The 18,644-nt window shown below is 68.9% G+C and carries 22 protein-coding genes; 11 read left to right on the top strand and 11 right to left on the bottom strand.

Annotated elements, in window-relative coordinates:
• From V9K99_RS41740 to V9K99_RS41730, 3 genes are all read right to left on the bottom strand, one after another.
• Window positions 1-210: hypothetical protein (locus V9K99_RS41740; RefSeq protein ID WP_337011201.1), on the bottom strand; the 210-nt coding region annotated here is incomplete at its 3' end.
• 586 nt (window positions 211-796) lie between these two features.
• On the bottom strand, window positions 797-1,990 hold the full coding sequence (locus tag V9K99_RS41735; RefSeq protein ID WP_337011203.1) for an MFS transporter: 1,194 nt from the start codon (window positions 1,988-1,990) through the stop codon (window positions 797-799).
• A gap of 17 nt (window positions 1,991-2,007) precedes the next feature.
• Window positions 2,008-2,661 (bottom strand): HAD-IA family hydrolase, encoded by a 654-nt coding sequence (locus V9K99_RS41730; RefSeq protein WP_337011205.1) that lies wholly within the window; start codon window positions 2,659-2,661, stop codon window positions 2,008-2,010.
• A gap of 47 nt (window positions 2,662-2,708) precedes the next feature.
• Here V9K99_RS41730 and V9K99_RS41725 point away from each other — a divergent pair, with 47 nt between their 5' ends.
• Complete coding sequence (locus V9K99_RS41725; protein ID WP_337011207.1) at window positions 2,709-3,869, top strand: ROK family transcriptional regulator; 1,161 nt, start codon at window positions 2,709-2,711, stop codon at window positions 3,867-3,869.
• Here V9K99_RS41725 and V9K99_RS41720 read toward each other — a convergent pair.
• The 3 genes from V9K99_RS41720 to V9K99_RS41710 are packed head-to-tail and all read right to left on the bottom strand — an operon-like array spanning window position 3,829 to window position 6,210.
• On the bottom strand, window positions 3,829-4,446 hold the full coding sequence (locus V9K99_RS41720) for a DinB family protein (protein WP_337011209.1): 618 nt from the start codon (window positions 4,444-4,446) through the stop codon (window positions 3,829-3,831). The two genes, V9K99_RS41725 and V9K99_RS41720, sit on opposite strands and share 41 nt — an antisense overlap.
• Window positions 4,443-5,246, bottom strand: a complete 804-nt coding sequence (gene thiD / locus V9K99_RS41715) for a bifunctional hydroxymethylpyrimidine kinase/phosphomethylpyrimidine kinase (protein WP_337011211.1) — start codon at window positions 5,244-5,246, stop codon at window positions 4,443-4,445. Before thiD ends, V9K99_RS41720 begins: the two co-directional genes overlap by 4 nt.
• A gap of 1 nt (window position 5,247) precedes the next feature.
• Window positions 5,248-6,210 carry a thiamine-phosphate kinase gene (locus V9K99_RS41710; RefSeq protein ID WP_337011213.1) on the bottom strand — a complete coding sequence of 321 codons (963 nt, stop codon included), beginning with the start codon at window positions 6,208-6,210 and terminating at the stop codon, window positions 5,248-5,250.
• 139 nt (window positions 6,211-6,349) lie between these two features.
• Here V9K99_RS41710 and V9K99_RS41705 point away from each other — a divergent pair, with 139 nt between their 5' ends.
• The 4 genes from V9K99_RS41705 (at window position 6,350) to V9K99_RS41690 (ending at window position 8,823) form a co-directional block, all read left to right on the top strand.
• A complete protein-coding gene (locus V9K99_RS41705) occupies window positions 6,350-6,586 on the top strand; it encodes an Lrp/AsnC family transcriptional regulator (RefSeq protein WP_026163142.1) in 237 nt (78 codons plus the stop codon).
• Window positions 6,587-6,614: 28 nt separating this feature from the next.
• Window positions 6,615-7,070 (top strand): DUF3515 domain-containing protein, encoded by a 456-nt coding sequence (locus tag V9K99_RS41700; protein ID WP_337011215.1) that lies wholly within the window; start codon window positions 6,615-6,617, stop codon window positions 7,068-7,070.
• A gap of 116 nt (window positions 7,071-7,186) precedes the next feature.
• Window positions 7,187-7,603: a YciI family protein gene (locus V9K99_RS41695; protein ID WP_337011217.1), complete on the top strand. Its 417-nt coding sequence runs from the start codon at window positions 7,187-7,189 to the stop codon at window positions 7,601-7,603.
• Between the two features lie 5 nt (window positions 7,604-7,608).
• Window positions 7,609-8,823 carry an RNA polymerase sigma factor gene (locus V9K99_RS41690; protein WP_337011219.1) on the top strand — a complete coding sequence of 405 codons (1,215 nt, stop codon included), beginning with the start codon at window positions 7,609-7,611 and terminating at the stop codon, window positions 8,821-8,823.
• A 43-nt stretch (window positions 8,824-8,866) separates the two neighbouring features.
• Here V9K99_RS41690 and V9K99_RS41685 read toward each other — a convergent pair whose 3' ends face one another.
• Window positions 8,867-9,997 (bottom strand): D-alanine--D-alanine ligase family protein, encoded by a 1,131-nt coding sequence (locus V9K99_RS41685; RefSeq protein WP_337011221.1) that lies wholly within the window; start codon window positions 9,995-9,997, stop codon window positions 8,867-8,869.
• A gap of 144 nt (window positions 9,998-10,141) precedes the next feature.
• Here V9K99_RS41685 and V9K99_RS41680 point away from each other — a divergent pair, with 144 nt between their 5' ends.
• Entirely contained in the window at window positions 10,142-10,750 is a 609-nt protein-coding gene (locus tag V9K99_RS41680) for a TetR/AcrR family transcriptional regulator (RefSeq protein WP_337011222.1), read from the top strand.
• A 50-nt stretch (window positions 10,751-10,800) separates the two neighbouring features.
• A complete protein-coding gene (locus V9K99_RS41675) occupies window positions 10,801-11,919 on the top strand; it encodes a trans-sulfuration enzyme family protein (protein WP_337011223.1) in 1,119 nt (372 codons plus the stop codon).
• Here the strand turns inward: V9K99_RS41675 and V9K99_RS41670 are convergent.
• Together V9K99_RS41670 and V9K99_RS41665 are read right to left on the bottom strand one after the other, a co-directional pair.
• Entirely contained in the window at window positions 11,903-13,066 is a 1,164-nt protein-coding gene (locus V9K99_RS41670; RefSeq protein ID WP_337011225.1) for an MFS transporter, read from the bottom strand. The two genes, V9K99_RS41675 and V9K99_RS41670, sit on opposite strands and share 17 nt — an antisense overlap.
• On the bottom strand, window positions 13,063-13,824 hold the full coding sequence (locus V9K99_RS41665) for a DeoR/GlpR family DNA-binding transcription regulator (protein WP_337011227.1): 762 nt from the start codon (window positions 13,822-13,824) through the stop codon (window positions 13,063-13,065). Before V9K99_RS41665 ends, V9K99_RS41670 begins: the two co-directional genes overlap by 4 nt.
• 52 nt (window positions 13,825-13,876) lie before the next feature.
• Here V9K99_RS41665 and V9K99_RS41660 point away from each other — a divergent pair, with 52 nt between their 5' ends.
• Window positions 13,877-15,031, top strand: a complete 1,155-nt coding sequence (locus V9K99_RS41660; protein WP_337011230.1) for an MFS transporter — start codon at window positions 13,877-13,879, stop codon at window positions 15,029-15,031.
• A 68-nt stretch (window positions 15,032-15,099) separates the two neighbouring features.
• Window positions 15,100-16,470 (top strand): MFS transporter, encoded by a 1,371-nt coding sequence (locus V9K99_RS41655; protein WP_337011232.1) that lies wholly within the window; start codon window positions 15,100-15,102, stop codon window positions 16,468-16,470.
• Here V9K99_RS41655 and V9K99_RS41650 read toward each other — a convergent pair.
• Complete coding sequence (locus V9K99_RS41650; protein WP_337011234.1) at window positions 16,467-16,718, bottom strand: hypothetical protein; 252 nt, start codon at window positions 16,716-16,718, stop codon at window positions 16,467-16,469. The two genes, V9K99_RS41655 and V9K99_RS41650, sit on opposite strands and share 4 nt — an antisense overlap.
• A gap of 48 nt (window positions 16,719-16,766) precedes the next feature.
• Here V9K99_RS41650 and V9K99_RS41645 point away from each other — a divergent pair, with 48 nt between their 5' ends.
• Window positions 16,767-17,498 (top strand): MerR family transcriptional regulator, encoded by a 732-nt coding sequence (locus tag V9K99_RS41645; RefSeq protein ID WP_337011236.1) that lies wholly within the window; start codon window positions 16,767-16,769, stop codon window positions 17,496-17,498.
• On the opposite strand, the gene V9K99_RS41640 is transcribed toward V9K99_RS41645, so the two are convergent.
• Window positions 17,439-17,939 carry a winged helix-turn-helix transcriptional regulator gene (locus tag V9K99_RS41640; RefSeq protein ID WP_337011238.1) on the bottom strand — a complete coding sequence of 167 codons (501 nt, stop codon included), beginning with the start codon at window positions 17,937-17,939 and terminating at the stop codon, window positions 17,439-17,441. The two genes, V9K99_RS41645 and V9K99_RS41640, sit on opposite strands and share 60 nt — an antisense overlap.
• A 92-nt stretch (window positions 17,940-18,031) precedes the next feature.
• On the opposite strand from V9K99_RS41640, the gene V9K99_RS41635 reads away from it, so the two are divergent.
• Window positions 18,032-18,622: a dihydrofolate reductase family protein gene (locus V9K99_RS41635; protein WP_337011240.1), complete on the top strand. Its 591-nt coding sequence runs from the start codon at window positions 18,032-18,034 to the stop codon at window positions 18,620-18,622.
• Window positions 18,623-18,644: the final 22 nt, after the last annotated feature.

Raw genomic sequence — 18,644 nt, 5'->3', positions numbered from 1 at the left:
GCCGTCACCGCCGAGCACGAGGGCGCGTTCGCGGCCGCCGCCGGGGCTGCGGCCGGGACGGGACGGGCAGCGGTCGGGGTGGTGGCGGTCGGCGTAGACCTGGGCGTGCTCGAGCAGCCGCGCGTCGAGCCGGTTGGCCTCGGCGCGGTGCGTGGCGGCCGACTCCAGCAGGTCGGCCGTCGACAGCGACCCCAGATCTCCTTCGAACATGTGTTCGATCTTATGCGATGTCTGCGGCTGCGCCAAACCCGGAGCGGCTCGGAATCCCTTATCCACAAGGCGAAACGTCACACTGACTAGCCGAGCCAAACGGATACACAGGCACCGAGACGAAGACGGCCGGGGGTTGGGCGGTGGGCAGCCTTGCGTGGTGGGTCCGCGACTGCGGGCGCAACGTCAGCCGCAGGTTGGGCGGTGGGCAGCGTCGCGTGGTGGTTCGCGGCTGCAGGCGCACGGTCAGCCGGGGGGTTGGGTGGTGGGCAGCGGCCGCGGGCGCAACGTCAGCCGCGGGCTGGACGGCAGGCAGGATCGCGTGGTGGGCAGCGACTGCGGGCGCAACGTCAGCCGCGGTTTGGGCGGTGGGCAGCGTTGCGTCGTGGTCCACGACTGCGGGCGCAACGTCAGCCGCGGGTTGAGCGGCAGGCAGCGTCGCGTGGAGGTCCGCAACCGCAGGCGCAACGTCGGCCGCGGGTTTGGGCGGTGGGCAGCATTGCGTGGTAGTTCGCGGTTGCGGGGGCAGCGTGAACTGCGGCGGCTGGGAGGCAGGTGGTTTGCGGGAGTGGCGCCTGGCAGCCGGTCAGTCAGTTTGGGGTATGCGGGGAGGGAGGGTCTCGATGGGGTGGCGTTGGTGGGTGGCGGGCTCGTGGTGGGGGTGGAGGTCGGGGCTGGCTGGATGGTTGGGGGTGCGGCGGCTGAGGGTGATGAGGATGGCTATCAAGGGGAGGGTGATGAGGTAGGCCGTGCGGAGGTCTACGAGGCGGGCTAGAGCCGCTAGGGCGGCGGGGGTTAGGAGGATGGCGGTGCCAGAGGCCAGGGCGCCGATGGCGGAGAGGCGGGTTGGGTTGAGGCCTGGTGTGGCGACGAGGGCTGCCAGAGTGACTGGGTAGAGGGGCGCCACGCCCATACCTGCGATGACGAGGCCGATGGTGACGGCGGCGGGGGTGTCGAGGAGGCTGACGAGCAGGGTGCCGATGATCGCGAGCAGGCCGCCGGGAACGACGGGAGGCCAGCCGCGCCAGTGAATCGGGCCGACCGCACGGCCGACCGCCATGCCGATCGGGAAAGCACTGCCCAGTAGCGCGGCCGTTGCCAGCGGCAACCCGGTGGCGAGCAGTCGCGCCACTGCCCACACCACAAAGCAGAACTCGACTCCAACGGCCAGAACGACGCGCAACCAGCCGAGCGAGACGGCCACGGCGACAGGCCCACTGGACGTCGCCCGATGCTGCTCGGGCAGGTGAGCCACTGACCGCGGTGGTGCGGCCCGGCGGCCCGTCAGAGCCGCGAGCAGCAGGAGCGGCGGTACGGCGGCCAGCAGCGCGAGGCGACCGGTGTGGCCGAGCGAGTCCACACCGCCAATGGCGATTGGCGCGAGGATGCCGGTCGCACTGGCCACAGCGTTGACCCGACTGAGTCTCGCCGCAGCCGTTGGGCCGTCGAGCATCAGTGGTGCAACGAGGACCAGCAGTGCGCCACCTAGCCCGATGCACAGGCCGCCTGCGATTGCCACGACGTATAGCGGTGCCAGGGCGAGCAGTACGCCGCCGAACGCGCAGACGGCTGAGCCGATCGCCAGTACGGTCGTGATCGACAGGAACCGCAGCAGCCTCGGCCCAACCGCAGCGATGACCAGCAGGCCGACGGCGAAGGCGGACGGAAGCAGAGCAAGCCGGCCAGCGGGCTCGTGCAGGTCTCTAGCCAGTACGGCGACACACGCACCAAGACCGGTCAGCAGGAAGCCCATGGCCGACAGGGCCACCGCGATCTGCATCTCAGCGCCTCGGCGCGTCATCCGCGCGTCAGGTCGTCGGACCCAGCCTCCGCCATCCGGTCGGCCAGCAGTGCGGCCAGCTGATGTAAGTCGCGCAGTTCAACATCGGCAGATAGGCCCTTCAGGCCCGCGGTCACGGCTCCGGCTGCGCGGCCGGCCGCCAGGCCGACGTCGGCATCTTCAACGACGAGGCAAAAAGCAGGTGGTACGTCGACAAGTTCAGCGGCGCGCAGATAGCCTTCGGGGTCCGGTTTGCCGCGAGTGATGTCTTCGACGGTCACCAGGACAGGTGGTTCGATGCCGGCAGCGGCCAGGCGTACCTTCGCCAACCGGTTGTCCGCACTGGTCACGACCGCCCAAGGCAGGCCGAGCTGCTCCAGCACAGCCAGCACCTCAACAGCACCCGGGGTGGCGACCACATCGGACAGGTCGTCGTACTGGAGCTCCAACTGCCGGGCCGCCGCTGCCGCGCGCTCGTCCGCCGGTAGGTCTGGGCGCATGCGGTCGACGGTGGACTCGGCTGGGCTGCCGTGGGCGATGGCGAGTACGTCGGCCACGGGTACGCCGTACTCCCCTGCCCAGACCGTCCATGCGCGCTCGACCGCGGCGTCGGAGTCCACCAGCGTGCCGTCCATGTCGAACAGCACGGCGCGGATGTCCCGGATCCCCATCACTCCTCCATTAAACTCGTTCTCCGAGCATAAGGGAGAACCATCCCATGACAACAGCAGTTCGCCGCGGACAGTGGCAGACGGCCGCCGACGTACTCACGCAGGTGAGCCGTCGGCCCGGGATCACGCGTGCCGCGGTGGCGCGGGAGCTCCGGTTGAGCACGAGTTCGGCGACTGAGGTCACTGCCCGGCTGCGCGACGTACAGCTGCTCACCGAGGCCCCGGCACCCAGTCAGGGGCGTGGGCGGCCGACGACCGTCCTGCGGGCGCACCCGAGCGGTCCTGTGGCGCTGGCGCTGGACCTGCGGCAGGGCAGTTGGCGGAGTGCTGTGGTTGCGCTGGACGGGTCGTTCCTGGAGCAGCAGTCCAAGCGTCACCGGAGTCGACGGCCGCAGGTGGTGCTCGGCAACCTGCAGAGGGTTGTGGAGCGGACCAAGGAGCAGTACGGCGAACGCCTGCGATTAGTGAGCCTGGCAGCACCGGGCACCATTCGCGACAACCGTTTGATGCAGGCACCGACGCTGGACTGGGCCGAGTTGGACCTGGAAGCCGTCACAGCGGGCACGGGCCTCCCACTGCTTGCTGGCAACGACGCGACGCTGAGTGGCGTGGCGGAGGCTCGCACTGGTGCGGCTGCGGGTGCCGGTACGGCGTTGCACCTCATCGTCGAGGTGGGTATCGGCGGCACGCTGCTGATCGACGGCGTACCGGCGCAGGGGGCGTCCGGGGCCGGCGGGGAGTACGGGCACATCCCTTTCGGAGAGCGTGGCCGACCGTGTCCGTGTGGCGCGAGCGGGTGCTGGGATCTGGAGATCGACGGACGCGCGCTGGCACGGCACCTCAAGGAGCCCACGCCGGACGACCCGTACGGCTACACAGAAGTCGTGCTGAGGCGTACCGACCGTGATGCGGGCCGTGCGGTTGCCAGAGTGGTCGCTGCACTCGCTACAGGCATCGCTGGTCTCGTCAACGCGCACGACCCGGATGTAGTGACGCTGGGCGGGCTGGCCATCCCACTCCGTGCTGCTGCCGAGTCGACCTTCGAGCAGGCCTATCTAGCCGGTCTCATGGCCTTCCATCGGGCGTCTCCCCCGCCGGTACTCCCCGCGACGCACCAGCCCGACGGTCCGCTGCGTGGTGCCGCTGCGCTGGCGCTCGACTACCTCACTACTGAGCCGTCGATTGCTCAGTGGGCTGATCGGCACTGACTTCCTCAGCCGGCGGCTTGGGCACGATCGGCGGCTCCACACGCGCCAGGATCGTGGTCAGGTCGTGGCGGTGGTGCTGGATCTCGTGGGCGGTGTGGCGGATGACCCAGCCCAGTGTCCGCGGCGCACGCACCGGGTAGTTGTAAAGCCCGAGCTTGCCCAGCTGCGGCGGCGTGAGCACCCGAGCGGCCGCGCCGAACTCCCGGGCGAATCGCACCAGTGCGGCCGCGACCTCCATCGGGTCCTGGTCCTCGTACTTGGCCTGCTTCACCCGCCCGGTCCGGTCCATCGGCGCGTACACCGGCCGGTCCTCCGCCAGGCACTGAGCGATCCGCTGCCGCTGGACCTCGAGTACGTCGCGTACGTGGCAGGCGTACTCGATCGCCGACCACACGTCAGGCTCCGGCCGGAGTCGTACGACGTCCGGATCGGGACCGGCCGCGGCCTTCGTCAGTGCCATGCTGCAGTCCGCCGCCTGCCGGATCAGCGTGGTCACCGTGCCCTGCAGATCACCTGTGTCGTAGTTGAACCCGCACTGCTCGCAGTACCCGTCCACCGGCGGCTGCTGCTTGCTCAACTGCTGCTCCCTCGAAATCTCCAGGCGTGATCGACCGGACCGATTCCACCACCGAGTGAGAACCCGGCCTGGATCGCCCCCGTCACGTACTCCTTGGCCGCTCCCACTGCGGCGGGTACGTCGTACCCCTGCGCCAGGTACGACGCGATCGCACTGGCCAACGTGCATCCGGTGCCGTGCGTGTGCCTGTTGTCGGCCCGAACGGCGCTATAGGCCCGTCGTACCCCTTGACCGTGCAGTATGTCGACAGACGCCGTACCCGGGTCGTGGCCGCCCTTCACGAGGACCCAGGAGGCTCCGGCGTCCAGTAGCAGCTTTGCCGCGAGCTCACGGTCCTCCACCGTCTCCAGGTCCATACCGGCCACCGGTCCGAGTTCGGTGAGGTTCGGCGTCAGGACAGTTGCCAACGGCACAATCTCCGACCGTACGGCGTCCATCGCATCGGCGGCCAGCAGCGCGTCACCGTGCTTGGAGACCGACACCGGGTCCACCACGACCGGCACCGACGGCGGGAGCGTCCGGAGTAGCGAGGCGACCACGCGGACCATGGAGGCGGACGCCAGCATGCCGGTCTTCACCGCGTCGACGCCGATGTCGTCCACCACACTGCGGAACTGCGCCCGGACCTGCTCCTCCGGCAACTCCCACGCCCCCTGGACGCCGAGACTGTTCTGCGCGGTGATCGCGGTCAGCACGCTCATCCCGTGCACGCCGTTGGCCAGCATCGCCTTCAGATCCGCCTGGATCCCGGCACCGCCGCCGGAGTCGGATCCGGCGATCGTCAGCACTCTGGGCAGCATCTCAACTCCTGAAATGAGCGTGACCGGAGTCGGCAGCGTACGCCGCTCCGTCCACCGTCACGGTTCCGGCCGGCCGTTCCTCGTTGCCCTCAGCAACCGAGCCGATGACGGTCCAGCCCTCGGGTACGTCGGCCGGCTCGAAGGTACCGACCAGCGCATGGTCCTCGCCGCCGGTCAGGACGAACTTGAGCGCGTCGACACCGGTCGCGGCAGCCACGGCCTGCAGCGGCTCGGGCACGGTCAACGCCTGCGAATGCACGTCGATGGTCACCTGACTCGCGACCGCGATGTGCCCGAGGTCGGACAGCAGCCCGTCGCTGACGTCACACAACGACGACGCGCCGGCCAAAGCCGCTCGAGGCCCTTCGGCGTACGGCGGTTGCGGACGGCGATGCGCCTCGACCACGGCTCGCGGCGACCGGAAGCCGCGGGCCAGCACCGCCCACCCCGCTTCAGCCCAGCCGAGCCGGCCGATGAAGGCCACCTCGTCGCCGGGGCGCGCACCGGAACGCAGTACCGGCGGGCGGCCGTCCAGCGTGCCGAACGCGGTCACCGAGACGATGATCTTGTCCGACTGCACCGTGTCGCCGCCGACGATGCTCACGTCGACCAGCTCGGCCTCGTCCACCAGGCCCTGGTTGAGCTCCAGCGCCCACGCGGTCGGCAGGTCGGCCGGCGCTCCGAACCCGACCACGAGCGAGGTGGGCCGCGCGCCCATCGCCATGATGTCGGCCAGGTTCTGTGCGGCGGCCTTGCGACCCACGTCGTACGCCGAGGACCAGTCCTGGCGGAAGTGGCGGCCCTCCACCAGCAAATCGGTCGTGATCACCATCCGGCCGTCCGGCACCGCCACCACGGCCGCGTCGTCGCCAGGCCCGACCAGGACGTCCTCACCTGTGGACAGCCCTTTGGTGACGGCCGCGATCAGGCCGAACTCACCCGTGCTCCCCAACGTCTCTGTCACGTCAGCAGACCTCCCATATCGCCAACCGGAGTCTAGGCGGTACCGTGACCGGGCAACGAAGAGTACGCCCGGCCGTCTCGCAGTACCCCTGCAATGGGTACGGCCGGAGCCAGCTGAGGACGACTGAGTGGAGAACGACGTGGTGGTCCAGGCCTACATCCTGATCCAGACCGAGGTCGGCAAAGCAGCCGACGTCGCGGCACAGATCGCCGAGGTCCAGGGCGTCACCCTGGCCGAGGACGTCACCGGTCCGTACGACGTGATCGTCCGTGCTGAAGCCCGCAACGTCGACGAACTGGGCAAACTGGTGGTTGCCAAGGTCCAGAACGTGCCCGGCATCACCCGCACGCTGACCTGCCCCGTCGTCCACATCTGATCGCCACGGGGTCCCGCCGTCCTTTCGCATGCCCAAAGTCCTGTTCGCTGCACTCGGTCTGATCCTGCTGGCCGGGTGCAGCCCGGGCCCCGCGCCCGTCGCCGTACCGTCTCCCGCACCCGAGGTCGCGGCGGCCTGTGAGCCGCTGGTGAAGGCGCTGCCCGCGAAGGTCCTGGACGCCGAACGGCGCAAGACCGAGCCGGTCAGCCCGCTCACCACCGCGTACGGCGATCCGCCGATCGAGGTCACCTGTGGGGTCGCCCCACCGGCCGGGATGGCCGAGGCGCAGTCGCAGTGCTTCGAGGTGAACGGCGTCGGCTGGTTCGCCAAGGAAGTCGAGAACGGGGTCATCTTCACCACCATCGGCCGGCAGGTCTATTTCGAGGTCGCCGTCCCGGCCAAGTACGCCCCCGAGGCCAACGCCCTGACCGACGTCTCGGACGCTGTCCACAGGTTCAACAAACTCATCACTCCCTGTACCTGACAACGGCATACTCCAATCGCAAGCAAAGTTCGTCGGCGGTGTCCGGTTCGATCCGGCGGGGGCGACGTACCAGGCGAGAGGCACCGAGGTGGTGCCCGGGACGACGGGAGATTCCGATGAAGTACATGATCCTCACGTACGCGTCGCAGCAGGACTACGACGGGATGGCGGGCAAGGACACCGGCAAGCCGGCGTGGACCGCCGAGGACTTCGCCGCGATGGGCGCGTTCATGGAGAAGTTCAACAACGACCTGATCGAGTCGGGTGAACTGGTCGAGACCCGTGGGCTCGCGGCGCCGGTGCTGACCAGGCGGCTGGGCTCGAAGGACGGTGCCGCGGTGGTGACGGACGGTCCGTACGCCGAGACCCAGGAGGTGCTGGCCGGCTACTGGATCGTCGAGTGCGAGTCGTTCGACCGGGCGACCGAGATCGCGGCCCGGCTCGGGGACACACCAGCGCCTGAGTTCGTCCGTGCGACCGCGTACGCCGACGTGCGGCCGGTCATCGAGGGCCGCGGCGAGATCCTGGACTGATCGCGATGTCCGCCGCTCTCCACGATCTGCTGCGTGAGCTGACCCCACAGGTGCTCGGGGCGCTGGTGCGGCGGTACGGGCACTTCGACACCGCGGAAGACGCGGTGCAGGAGGCCTTGCTGGCCGCGTCGCAGCAGTGGCCTGTGGAGGGTGTCCCGGACAACCCGCGCGGGTGGTTGATCACGGTGGCCTCGCGCCGGCTGACGGATCTGCTGCGTCGTGAGCAGGCCCGTCAACGGCGCGAGGACCGGGTGGCGCAGTGGGCGACGACGCCCGAACCAGGGCCGGGTGAGCGGACCGCGGATACCGACGACACGCTGATCCTGCTGTTCATGTGCTGCCATCCGTCGCTGTCGCCGGCGTCGCAGATCGCATTGACGCTGCGGGCGGTCGGCGGTCTCACGACGGCCGAGATCGCGCGGGCGTTCCTGGTGCCGGAGGCGACGATGACCCGGCGGATCAGCCGGGCCAAGGCGAGCGTGAAGGACAGTGGGGCCCGGTTCGCGCTGCCGGCGGATCGGGACGAGCGGCTGGGCGCGGTGCTGAAGGTCGTGTACCTGATCTTCAACGAGGGCTACGCGAGTACGACGGGGCCGAGTCTGCAACGCGTGGAGTTGGCGGCGGAAGGGATCCGGCTGGCGCGGATGCTGCATCGGTTGCTGCCCGATGACAGCGAGGTGGCCGGGTTGCTGGCGTTGATGCTGCTGACGGATGCGCGGCGTCCGGCCCGGACCGGGCCGTTGGGTGAGCTGGTGCCGATGGACGAGCAGGATCGGTCGTTGTGGATTCCGGAGTTGATTCAGGAGGGAGTTGGGCTGATCACGGCGGCGTTGCCGCGGGGGCCGGTGGGGCCTTATCAACTGCAGGCGGCGATCGCGGCTGTGCATGACGAGGCGCCGTCGGCGGAGGAGACCGACTGGGCGCAGATCGTCGCGTTGTACGAGGTGTTGCTGCAGTTGGTCGACAACCCGATGGTCGCGTTGAACCAGGTGGTCGCGGTGGCGATGGCGCGTGGGCCGGATGACGGGCTGAAACTACTGGCCACGATCGAGGGCGACGAGCGGATCGCGTCGGATCACCGGCTGTCGGCGGTGAGGGCGCATCTGCTGGAGATGTCCGGGGACGCGGTGGGTGCGCGGGCGGCGTACGAGGAGGCTGCGAGTCGGACGACGAGTTTGCCGCAGCAGCGGTACCTCTACGAGCGGGCGAGGCGCCTATGAGTGCTGCTCCCCGCCACCCGCCTGGGCGGGCGGCGGGGTGGGATCAGCGGAGGCCGGTGGGGCGGGTCAGGGCCAGGGTCAGGAGGCGTTCGACCAGCGCGGGGTAGTCGACGCCGGTGGCGGCCCAGAGGCGCGGGAACATGCTGGTCGGGGTGAACCCGGGCATGGTGTTGATCTCGTTGATGATGACCCGGCCGTCGGCGTCGAGGAAGAAGTCGACGCGGGCCAGGCCCTCGCCCTCGATGGCGTCGAAGGCGGTGAGTGCCTTGGCGCGGATGTCGGCCGCGATCTCCTCGGGGAGGTCGGCGGGGACGGAGAGGGCGGTGTACTCCTCGCCTTCGGGCAGGTACTTGGTCTCGAAGTCGTAGAAGTCGTGTCCGCCGCCGGAGACCGCGATCTCGCCGCAGACGCTGACCTCGGCCGGTCCGCCGTCCAGGCCGCCGAGGACGCCGACCTCGATCTCGCGCGGGCTCTTCGCGGACGCCTCGACGATCACCTTCGGGTCGTGGGCGCGGGCCTCGACCACCGCGTCGTCGAGTTCGGCCAGGTTGTTGACCTTGCTGATGCCCAGGCTGGATCCGCCGCGGCACGGCTTCACGAAGACCGGGTAACCGAGTGCGTCGACCGCCTCGCGACAGGCGGCGGGGTCGCGGGTCCAGTCCCGGTCGCGGATGACGACGTACGGGGTGACCTCGAGGCCGGCGGCCTGGAAGACGACCTTCATGTAGTGCTTGTCCATGCCGACCGCGCTGGACAGTACGCCGGACCCGACGTACCGGATGTCGGACATCTCGAGCAGGCCCTGGATGGTGCCGTCCTCACCCCACGGGCCGTGTAGTAGCGGGAAGACCACGTCCACCTCGCCGAGCGTGCTCGGTACCCGGTCCGGTTCGCTCACCACGAGTTCGCGGTTCGCGCCGAACAGCACCGGCAGTGCCGTCACGTCGACCTCCGGGAGCTTGCCGTCGGTGATCGACAGCCGCTCCGGGTCGCCGCTCTCCAGCACCCAGTGGCCGCTGGTGCTGATGCCGATCGGGACCACGTCGTACTTGTCCCGGTCGATCGCCTGCAGCACGTTGGCCGCGGTCACACAGGAGATGGCGTGTTCGCTCGACCGGCCGCCGAAGACCACGGCGACACGGGGTTTGCGCTGTTCCCTCGAGTACTCACTCACCGGCTCGACTGTAGCGGCCCCGCGATCAGGATCCGACCGGGGTTCGGTTAAGAGCTCTTCAGATCGCGTTCAGTAGTCGTCACGCCTCGGTTTGAACCGGCGACGGCGAGTCGCCCAACCGGTACTCTGCCCGCGGAGGTGGAGATGGGACTGCGCGAACTCAAGCGGGAGCGGACCCGCCGGCTGATCGCGGACAAGGCGTTCGAGCTGTTCACCGACCACGGCTTCGGCCGGACCACGGTGGAGCAGATCGCCGCGGCCGCCGAGGTCGGCCCGAGCACGCTGTACCGGTACTTCCCGACCAAGGAGACCCTCGTCCTCGAGTTCGTCGAGGACTGTCTGCTGGGAGCGGTCGCCTGGTTCCGCGAGCAGCCCGAGGTGGAGCTGCCGGACGGCCTGCAGTCGGTGATCGAGCGGGTGCTGGACCAACTGGAGAGCAACCCGGACCGCGTTCGCGCCGTGTTCGACCTGGCGTCGCAGACGGCGTCGGTGAGCGCTCACCTCAACGAGATGATCTGGCGGTTCCGCAACGAGCTGACCGACGAGCTGGTACGGCGACTGCCCGGTGACGACCCGCAGGACGTCGAGTTCACCGCCGCGCTGGCCGCCGGGATCGCGATGAACATCATCGAGACCGTGGTCCGGATCTGGGCCGAGAATCCCGATGGCACCGAGGTCAAAGAACTCGCCCGTCGCGCGATGACGCTGCTGTGCGGCGGCGGTATCCCACTGCCCGCCGTCGAAGCGCGGTAGCCGACGGCCCCGCTCGTCGGGCCGGTGTCCGCAGCCGCGAGAATTCCCCCATGGCCTCCGATCTCGATCCCTCGACCGTTGTCGTCCACGCCGGCCGCCCGGAGCGGGTGCCGAACGCACCCGTCGGCAACTCCCCCATCTTCAGCTCGACCTACGTCGCGGGCGGGGACCGTGGTTACGGGCGCTTCGGGAACGATGCGTGGACCGCACTCGAGGAGACCCTCGGGGAGCTCGAGGGTGGGCGTGGCCTGACGTTCGCGTCGGGGATGGCGGCGGTGGCCGCGATCGCCGATCTAGTCCCGCTCGGGGGCCGGGTCGTCGCGCCGCAACACGCGTATTCCGGCGTACTCGCGCTGCTCGACCAGCAGGCGGCGACCGGCCGGCTGACTGTGCAGAGAGTCGACATCGCCGACACCGCACGAGTCACCGAGGCGGTCCAGGTCCAGCACACGGACCTGTTGTGGATCGAGTCGCCGACCAATCCGGCGATGGAGGTCGCCGATCTGCCGGCGATCTCGGCAGCAGGCCGGGCGGCCGGCGCGACCGTTGTCGTCGACAACACGTTCGCGACGCCGCTACTGCAGCAGCCGATCAAGCTGGGCGCTGACATCGTGATGCACTCGGCAACGAAGTTCATCTCGGGTCATTCGGATGTAGTGCTCGGCGCGATCGTCACCGCCGACGACGACCTGTGGAGCGCGCTCGACCTCCGTCGGCGCAATCTGGGCGCCATCCCGGGGCCGATGGAGGCGTGGCTGGCGCTGCGCGGTCTCCGCACGCTGGCGCTGCGGCTTGAGCGAGCGCAGTCGAACGCCGCGCTCCTGGCTGAGCGTCTGCTCCAGCATCCACGGGTCAGCCGCGTGCGGTACCCAGGCCTGCAAACAGACCCGGGGCATGCCAGGGCCACCGCGCAGATGTCCGGGTACGGCGCAATCCTGGCGTTCGAGCTCGGTGGTGACGCGGAAGGCGCTCAGCGGGTCTGCGAGAGTACGGCGCTCTGGGTACACGCGACCAGCCTCGGCGGGGTCGAGTCGATGCTCGAACGCCGCCACCGCTGGCCGATCGAGGCGCCGACCATCCCGACTGACCTGATCCGCCTGTCCGTCGGGATCGAGCACCCTGACGACCTCTGGGCCGATCTCGACCAAGCGCTCAAGACCGGGATTTGAGCACCGGCCCGCCGAAGAACGTCAGCACGCACAACACGACCGGCAGGATGAACGCGATGTTCAGCGGCATCCAGTGCGCGAGTCCGCCGATCAACGCCGGGCCGGCCAGCAGACCGACGTACCCGAGTCCGACCACGCGGGCCATCAGGGCGCCGGCCGCGCGCGGGTCGAGGTTGCCGGCGGCGGTGAAGAGTTGCGGTACGCCGCCGGCCAGGCCGAGACCGAACAACGCCCAGCCGAACAGGGCGACCGGCACCCACGGTACGACGATCACGATCGTCAGGCCCACCGCCGCCATCGCGGCGCCGTAGCGGACGATCGCGGCCGGGCCGACGACGGCCGCCACTCGGTCGGTGAGGAAACGCCCGACGGTCATCGCGACGGCGAAGGCGCCGTACGCGAAGGCCGCCGTACTGACCGACGTACCGAGGATGTCGCGGAACTGCAGCGCCGCCCAGTCGTTGGCGACACCCTCGGCGAGCATCAGGCCGAAGGCGAGACCGCCGAGCGCCCAGACCAGCTTGGCCGGCGGCTTCGCGCGTTCCTCCTGCTCCTCGTGCTCCTCGGTCGTTGCCTCGATCAAGAAACGGCCGGCGGCCAGGGACACGACGATGCAGAGCACACCGGCCAGGCTGAGGGTTACGGGCGTCGGTACGTCGGCTCGCAGGGTGGCGGATCCGATCAGCGCGGCGAAGGCACCGCCGATCGACCACATCGCGTGGAACGCGGCCATGATCGGGCGTGGATAGCCGCGTTCGACCACGACGGCCTGGGCGTTCATGCCGACGTCCAAGGAGCCGTTGGCGAAGCCGATGACGATGAGGGTGAGGCCGAGCGTCCACCAGTTGTGGGCGTGACCCGGCCAGAACAGGGCGATGCCGAGGAGAACACCGGCGGCCGGGACCAGGCGGCGTTGGCCGAGGCGGTCGACGAGCGGGCCGGCGACCTGCATGCCGAGGAAGGCGGCACCGCCGAGCACTAGGAGCAGGAGTCCGAGCGTGCTGTGCGAGATGTTGGTGGCGTGTTCGATGCTGGGGATGTGGACGACCCACATGCCGACGGCGAAACCGTTCAGGCCGAAGTAGATCCAGGTGGCGATCCGGGCGGCTCGGGGCGGCGCCGAAGGGCCGGCCAAAAGTGCCGTCAAGACGTCACCTCGACCAGGACTCCACGTTGGGTGAGCATGGTGCGTTGTTCCTCCGGCGCAGTGGGGTCGGTGATGATCAGGTCGGGGCGGTCGGCCGGACACACGTAGGCGAGTGCGGCACGGTCCCACTTGGCGCCGTCGGCAAGCACCATCGACCGGGTGGCGACGGCGAGCGCCTCCTGCTTGACCTCGGCGTCACCCAGGTCGAACGCGGTCAGCCCGGCATCGAGGCTGAAAGCACACGGACTGAGCACGGCCAGGTCGAAACGCAGCGCGCGCAGCGAGGCGATGGTCAGCGGGCCGACCAGTGACAACTCACCTTTGCGTGCCTCTCCCCCAGGCATCAACAACCGGATCCGCGGCGCCTCGGCCAGCTCCTGCGCGATCCGCAGCGAGAGCGGCATGACGGTGACCGCGCGGTCGTGGAGGAGCTTGGCCACCTCGAGGGCCGTCGTACCGCTGTCGAGGACGATGGTCTCGCCGTCGCGGATGTGCGCGACGGCGGCCGCGGCGATGGCGCGCTTGGCGGCAAGGGCCGCCTGGGCTCGGAGCGAGTACGGCGGCTCGACCCCGGACGGCATCGCCGAGACGGCGCCACCGTGGATGCGTTTGAGGACGCCCTGAGCGGCCAGGAAGTCGAGATCGCGACGGACCGTCATATCTGAGGCCTCAGTGGCCTCGACCAGTTCCTGGACGGAGACTCGGTCCAGCCTGCGCAGTCGTTCTACGATCACTTGGTGCCGTTCTGCGCTCCTCATGCGCAGAAATCTACCATCCAGATGTTCGATCAAACAAAGTGAGTGTTTGCCTGTGGCTAACGACGTCCGCCGATCCCGGTATGCCGTAGCCGCGGTCTTCTGTGTGCACGGCGCGGTCACAGGCTCGTTCGCCACCCGGGTGCCGTGGATTCAGGAGCACTCCGGGGTGTCCGCCGGCCAACTCGGGTTGGCGCTCGCGTTCCCGGCACTCGGCGCGGCGCTGATGATGCCGCTCGCGGCCCGCGTCACGCACACCCTCGGGACCCGGCACGCACTCCGGGGTCTGCTCGCCCTGTGGACACTCGCATTGGTACTACCATCCCTCTCCCCCAACCTGCTCACGTTGTGCGCAGCACTCTTCGTGTACGGCGGTACGGCGGGGATGGCCGATGTCGCGATGAACGCACTCGGCGTCGAGGTCGAACACCAGCTGGACAAGTCGATCATGTCCGGCCTGCACGGCATGTGGAGTGTCGGTGCGCTGATCGGGTCGGCGCTGGGGACCGTTGCCGCGCATACCGGGTTGAGCGCCCAGATCCACCATGCGCTGGCGGCCGCCGTACTGACTGTGATCGGTGCCGTGGTGTGTCAGTTCGTGCTGAACATCCATCCGGCGGATGACGAGGAGCCGCCGGCGCGGTTCGCGTTGCCGCCGCGGTCGGCGTTGCTGATCGGGGCGGTCGGGTTCTGCGCGGTGTTCGCGGAGGGCGCGAGCCTGGACTGGTCGGCGGTGTATCTGCGCGACATCCTCGACAGTTCGGCGGGTGTGGCGGCCGCGGCGACCACGGGCTTCACGTTGACGATGGCGATCGCGCGGCTCACGGGTGATGCGGTGATCGACCGCTTCGGCGCCGTACGGACGGTTCGGTGGAGTGGCGTGATCGCCACGGCGGGCGGCGTACTGGTCGTCGTCGCACCGCATCCGGTGGTCGCGATGGCCGGGTTCGGGCTGATCGGGGGCGGGATCGCGGTCGTCGTACCGCTCGCGTTCGCGGCGGCCGGGCACACGGACGCCAACTCGAGCCACGCGATCGCCGGCGTTGCGACCATCACGTACGCCTCCGGACTGGTGGCGCCGTCGATCATCGGCGGGATCGCCCAGGCGAGCAGTCTGACGATCTCGTTCCTGGTGGTGACCTTGCTCGCGACCGGATTGGCCGCGTTCGCCCCGGTACTGCGCACTCGCAACCGCTCCCGGATCGCCTGAGAGGGGATTGACGCAACCAATCGGTTGCCATAATGTAGCAACCAATCGGTTGCTACTTGGAGCTTCTCATGGATCTGCGTCAACGCGTCGTTCTGCTGGTGCTACTCGGTGCCGGCTTCATGCTGTCGGTCGACTTCTCGATACTGAACATCGCGCTGCCACAGGCGGGTGCAGGCGTCGGGCTGGGGCCGGAAGGGTTGCCGTGGATCACCTCGGCCTTCGCGCTGCCTGCGGCCGGTTTCGCGCTGCTGTTCGGGCGATTGGCGGACTACTTCGGTAGGCGCAGGCTGTTCCTGGCCGGCATGGTTCTGCTGGCCGGGGCGTCGTTGCTGGGCGGCTTCGCGGTCAACGCTGAGTTGCTGCTGACCGCTCGGGTGCTGCAGGGTCTGGCCACCGCGATGGCGTTGCCGACGTCACTGGCGTTGCTGACCACGACCTTTGTGGATGGCGCGGTGCGTGCGCGTGTGCTGGGTCTGCGGGGTGCGCTGCTGTCTGCTGGCTTTGCCGTTGGCGCACTGGTCGGCGGTGCGCTGGTGAGCCTGCTCGGGTGGCGGGCGGCGTTCTTCATCAACGTGCCAGTCGTGGTGACCGTTCTGGTCCTCACGCCGTTCGTGATTCGCGAGAGTACGGCGGCTGTGCGGGCGAAGCTCGACGTACCCGGTGCTGTGACGGTGACCGGTGGTCTGCTGGCCGTGATCTATGCCGTGATCGAGCGGAGCATGCCTACTGCGATCGTCGGCGTACTGCTGCTGGTCGCGTTCTGGTTGATCGAGCGGCGGTCCACCACAGCGCTCGTCCCGGTGCGCATTCTGCGGCAGCCGTCGGTGGCGTGGGGCAACTACGCGGGGCTCGTGGTGTGCTCGATGGAGCCCGCGATGATCTTCCTGACCACGCTGTATCTGCAGCAGACTCTTGGTCTGTCCCCGCTCGCGACCGGTCTCGTGTTCGGCATCCCGGGTCTGGCGTCGGTGGCTGCCGGAGTGGTTGCCGGGCGCATCATCGGGCGCTTCGGCTACCGCAAGGTCCTGACCGTGAGCATGGCGGTGCAGGGGCTGGCAACGCTTCCGCTGGTATTCCTTGGTACCAACCGGGTCCTCGCGCTCGTGGTGCTGATCCCGGCGTTGTTCATCGGGTTCTACGGACACGTGGCGGCCATCGTGGCGTACACGGTGGCGGGGACGTCCGCCGTGCCGGACGGAGAGCAGGGCTTGGCGACCGGACTGACCTCGATGACTCAGGAGGTCGCCGGCACCGTCGGTACGCCGGTTCTCGCCGCGATCGCCGCCACGCAGGCCGTGCACCTGACCGGCATGCACCTCGCCCTGTCGGTGGACGTGGCCCTGACTCTGGTCAGCGTGGTCCTGGTCTGGTTCGGACTGCGTCCGCGCGCGGCCAAGGTCAGCGCCTGCCAGCCCACGGCGGAGCTGGCGACGGTCTAGTCGAGCAAACGGTCGAGCACCTCACCGGCTTCGTCGTACCCGGCATCGCGGATCCGCTGCAGTTCCAGCAGATCGTTGGCGGCGACGGCGCGGCGGGTGAGGTGCTCGCCGGCCCGCTCACACCCCTCATCCAGCAACTCGCTCAACGCCGCCACGTCATTCCGCTCATCAGCCAGATCAGCAAGCCGATCCAGCGCCTTCTCGTTCCCCTCATCAGCCAACGCCCGAAGCGTCTCCCAGTCGGTCATAGCCCGATCGTCCAACATTGCCCCTAGGGCAAGGTCAACAATGGCTGTGTGCTCACCATCGGACAGCTGGCCCGGTACGTCGGGGTGTCGACCAAGACCGTGCGCGTCTACCACGCCAAGGGCCTCCTGCCCGAGCCTGAACGCGACTCGTCGGGATACCGCCGGTACGGCGCTCAGGCCGTCGTCGAGCTGATCAGGATCCGGACCCTGGCCGAGGCCGGCGTACCGCTCGCCCGAATCCGCGACCTCGGCACGACAGAGGACTTCGGGGACGCGCTGCAGCAGATCGACGCTGACCTGACCGCCCGCATCCGGCGACTGCGCGACACCCAGCGGCAACTGCGCAAGCTTGCCGCCGGCGACATCCGATTGCTGCCCGCGGACGTGGAACGCCATCTGCAGGAACTCGAGAAGCTCGGTTTCACCGCACGCTGGGTCGAGCTGGAACGCGATCTGTGGATCATCGTCTACGCCACGCATCCCGAGATCGCCTCCGACCTCTTCCGCGACCAGGCCGACGCCCTGACCGACCCGGCGCTGCGGAGGCTCTATCTCGCCTACGACCAGGCCCACGACCTCGATCCGGCCGATCCGTACCTCGACGAGCTCGCACAGCGCATCGTGGACGAGACAGTCCAGCGCTACGACGACCCCGGCAACCTCCCAGGGCAGACGACGGATTCGGCGATCCCGCAGCTCCTGCAGAGCACCGTCAACGCCTCATCGCCGGCCTGGCTGCGGCTCGACACGCTCATCCGTCGCCGCCTCCAACAGCTGTAACGCCGGGCCTGGGAGTACGTCGACGTCAGTTGCGTGCATGGGTTTGTCACAGTGGGTGCAGTGGAGTTCGACGTCGGCGATCTCGCCGCAGGCGTGGTGGCGGTAGAGGACCGGTGGTCCAGCTTCGCCCGCCAGCCACTTGTCGCCCCAGCCCTTCATGACCATGAGCAGGTCGACGAGCTCGGTGCCCTTCTCCGTCAGGTGGTACTCGTACCGCGGGCGGTTGTCGTACGGACGACGCTCGAGCACGCCGTGGTCGACGAGGTGGTTGAGCCGCTCGGTCAGCACCTTGCGCGAGATCTTGAGGTCCGCCTGGAGCTCGTCGAACCGGCGCATCCCGACCCACACGTCGCGCAGGATGAGGGGCGACCACGGCTCCCCGATCACGTCGAGGGTGCGGGCGATCGAGCAGACCAGTTCACCGAAGTTGGTGCGTTGCATGTAGCCAATCTAGCAGTTGGGGTTCCCTTACGGAACTCCAACTGCTACGGTCATGGAGTCTCTTGAAGGAACCCACGAAGGGATCACCCAGGATGAGCAAGGTCATCAGCGCACTCTCGGTCTCGGTCGACGGGTACATCACCGGTCGCGACCCCGGCCCGGGGCGAGGGCTCGGCGACGGCGGCATGCTCTTCGACTGGTACTTCGACGGCGACGTACCCAGCCAGGTGTTCGACGGCTTCAAGCTCAGCGAGCCCAGCGCCCGCCTGTTCGACTCACTCGCCAGTCGCGTCGGCGCTTCTCTCGCGGGCCGCAACACCTTCGAGGACTCCGAGCGCTTCGGCGGCGGAAGCCCGCACCCGACAGCGCCCCTGTTCGTCGTCAGCCACCGGCCGGCAGAAGTGAGCGATCGCCAGACGCTGATCACCACCGGGATCGAGGACGCGGTCGCAGCGGCCAAAGAAGCGGCCGGCGACAAGGACGTCGCGCTGATGGGCGGCGGTGTCGTCACCGAGGCCCTGAAGGCGGGTCTTGTCGACGAACTCGTCCTCCACCAGATCCCGATCCTGCTCGGCGGCGGCCGCCCCTACTTCCAGGCGCTCCCCGACCACATCCAACTGCGCATCATCGACGTCGTCCCCGCCCCGGGCGTCACCCACCTCCACTACGAGGTCCAGCGATGATCCTCGTCACCAACCTCGCCAG

This window comes from Kribbella sp. CCNWLW201 (genome assembly GCF_037203805.1).
Classification (GTDB): domain Bacteria; phylum Actinomycetota; class Actinomycetes; order Propionibacteriales; family Kribbellaceae; genus Kribbella.
Note: the sequence above shows the minus strand (reverse complement) of the source record. Positions and strands in the feature narration are given on the sequence as shown.

What these genes read in the sequence shown, in the direction of transcription:
- V9K99_RS41735 (WP_337011203.1), bottom strand. Translation starts at nt 1,990, where the DNA reads ATGCAGATCGCGGTGGCCCTGTCGGCCATGGGCTTCCTGCTGACCGGT.
- V9K99_RS41730 (WP_337011205.1), bottom strand. Translation starts at nt 2,661, where the DNA reads ATGGGGATCCGGGACATCCGCGCCGTGCTGTTCGACATGGACGGCACG.
- V9K99_RS41725 (WP_337011207.1), top strand. Translation starts at nt 2,709, where the DNA reads ATGACAACAGCAGTTCGCCGCGGACAGTGGCAGACGGCCGCCGACGTA.
- thiD (WP_337011211.1), bottom strand. Translation starts at nt 5,246, where the DNA reads ATGCTGCCCAGAGTGCTGACGATCGCCGGATCCGACTCCGGCGGCGGT.
- V9K99_RS41700 (WP_337011215.1), top strand. Translation starts at nt 6,615, where the DNA reads ATGCCCAAAGTCCTGTTCGCTGCACTCGGTCTGATCCTGCTGGCCGGG.
- V9K99_RS41695 (WP_337011217.1), top strand. Translation starts at nt 7,187, where the DNA reads ATGAAGTACATGATCCTCACGTACGCGTCGCAGCAGGACTACGACGGG.
- V9K99_RS41690 (WP_337011219.1), top strand. Translation starts at nt 7,609, where the DNA reads ATGTCCGCCGCTCTCCACGATCTGCTGCGTGAGCTGACCCCACAGGTG.
- V9K99_RS41680 (WP_337011222.1), top strand. Translation starts at nt 10,142, where the DNA reads ATGGGACTGCGCGAACTCAAGCGGGAGCGGACCCGCCGGCTGATCGCG.
- V9K99_RS41675 (WP_337011223.1), top strand. Translation starts at nt 10,801, where the DNA reads ATGGCCTCCGATCTCGATCCCTCGACCGTTGTCGTCCACGCCGGCCGC.
- V9K99_RS41665 (WP_337011227.1), bottom strand. Translation starts at nt 13,824, where the DNA reads ATGAGGAGCGCAGAACGGCACCAAGTGATCGTAGAACGACTGCGCAGG.
- V9K99_RS41655 (WP_337011232.1), top strand. Translation starts at nt 15,100, where the DNA reads ATGGATCTGCGTCAACGCGTCGTTCTGCTGGTGCTACTCGGTGCCGGC.
- V9K99_RS41650 (WP_337011234.1), bottom strand. Translation starts at nt 16,718, where the DNA reads ATGACCGACTGGGAGACGCTTCGGGCGTTGGCTGATGAGGGGAACGAG.
- V9K99_RS41640 (WP_337011238.1), bottom strand. Translation starts at nt 17,939, where the DNA reads ATGCAACGCACCAACTTCGGTGAACTGGTCTGCTCGATCGCCCGCACC.
- V9K99_RS41635 (WP_337011240.1), top strand. Translation starts at nt 18,032, where the DNA reads ATGAGCAAGGTCATCAGCGCACTCTCGGTCTCGGTCGACGGGTACATC.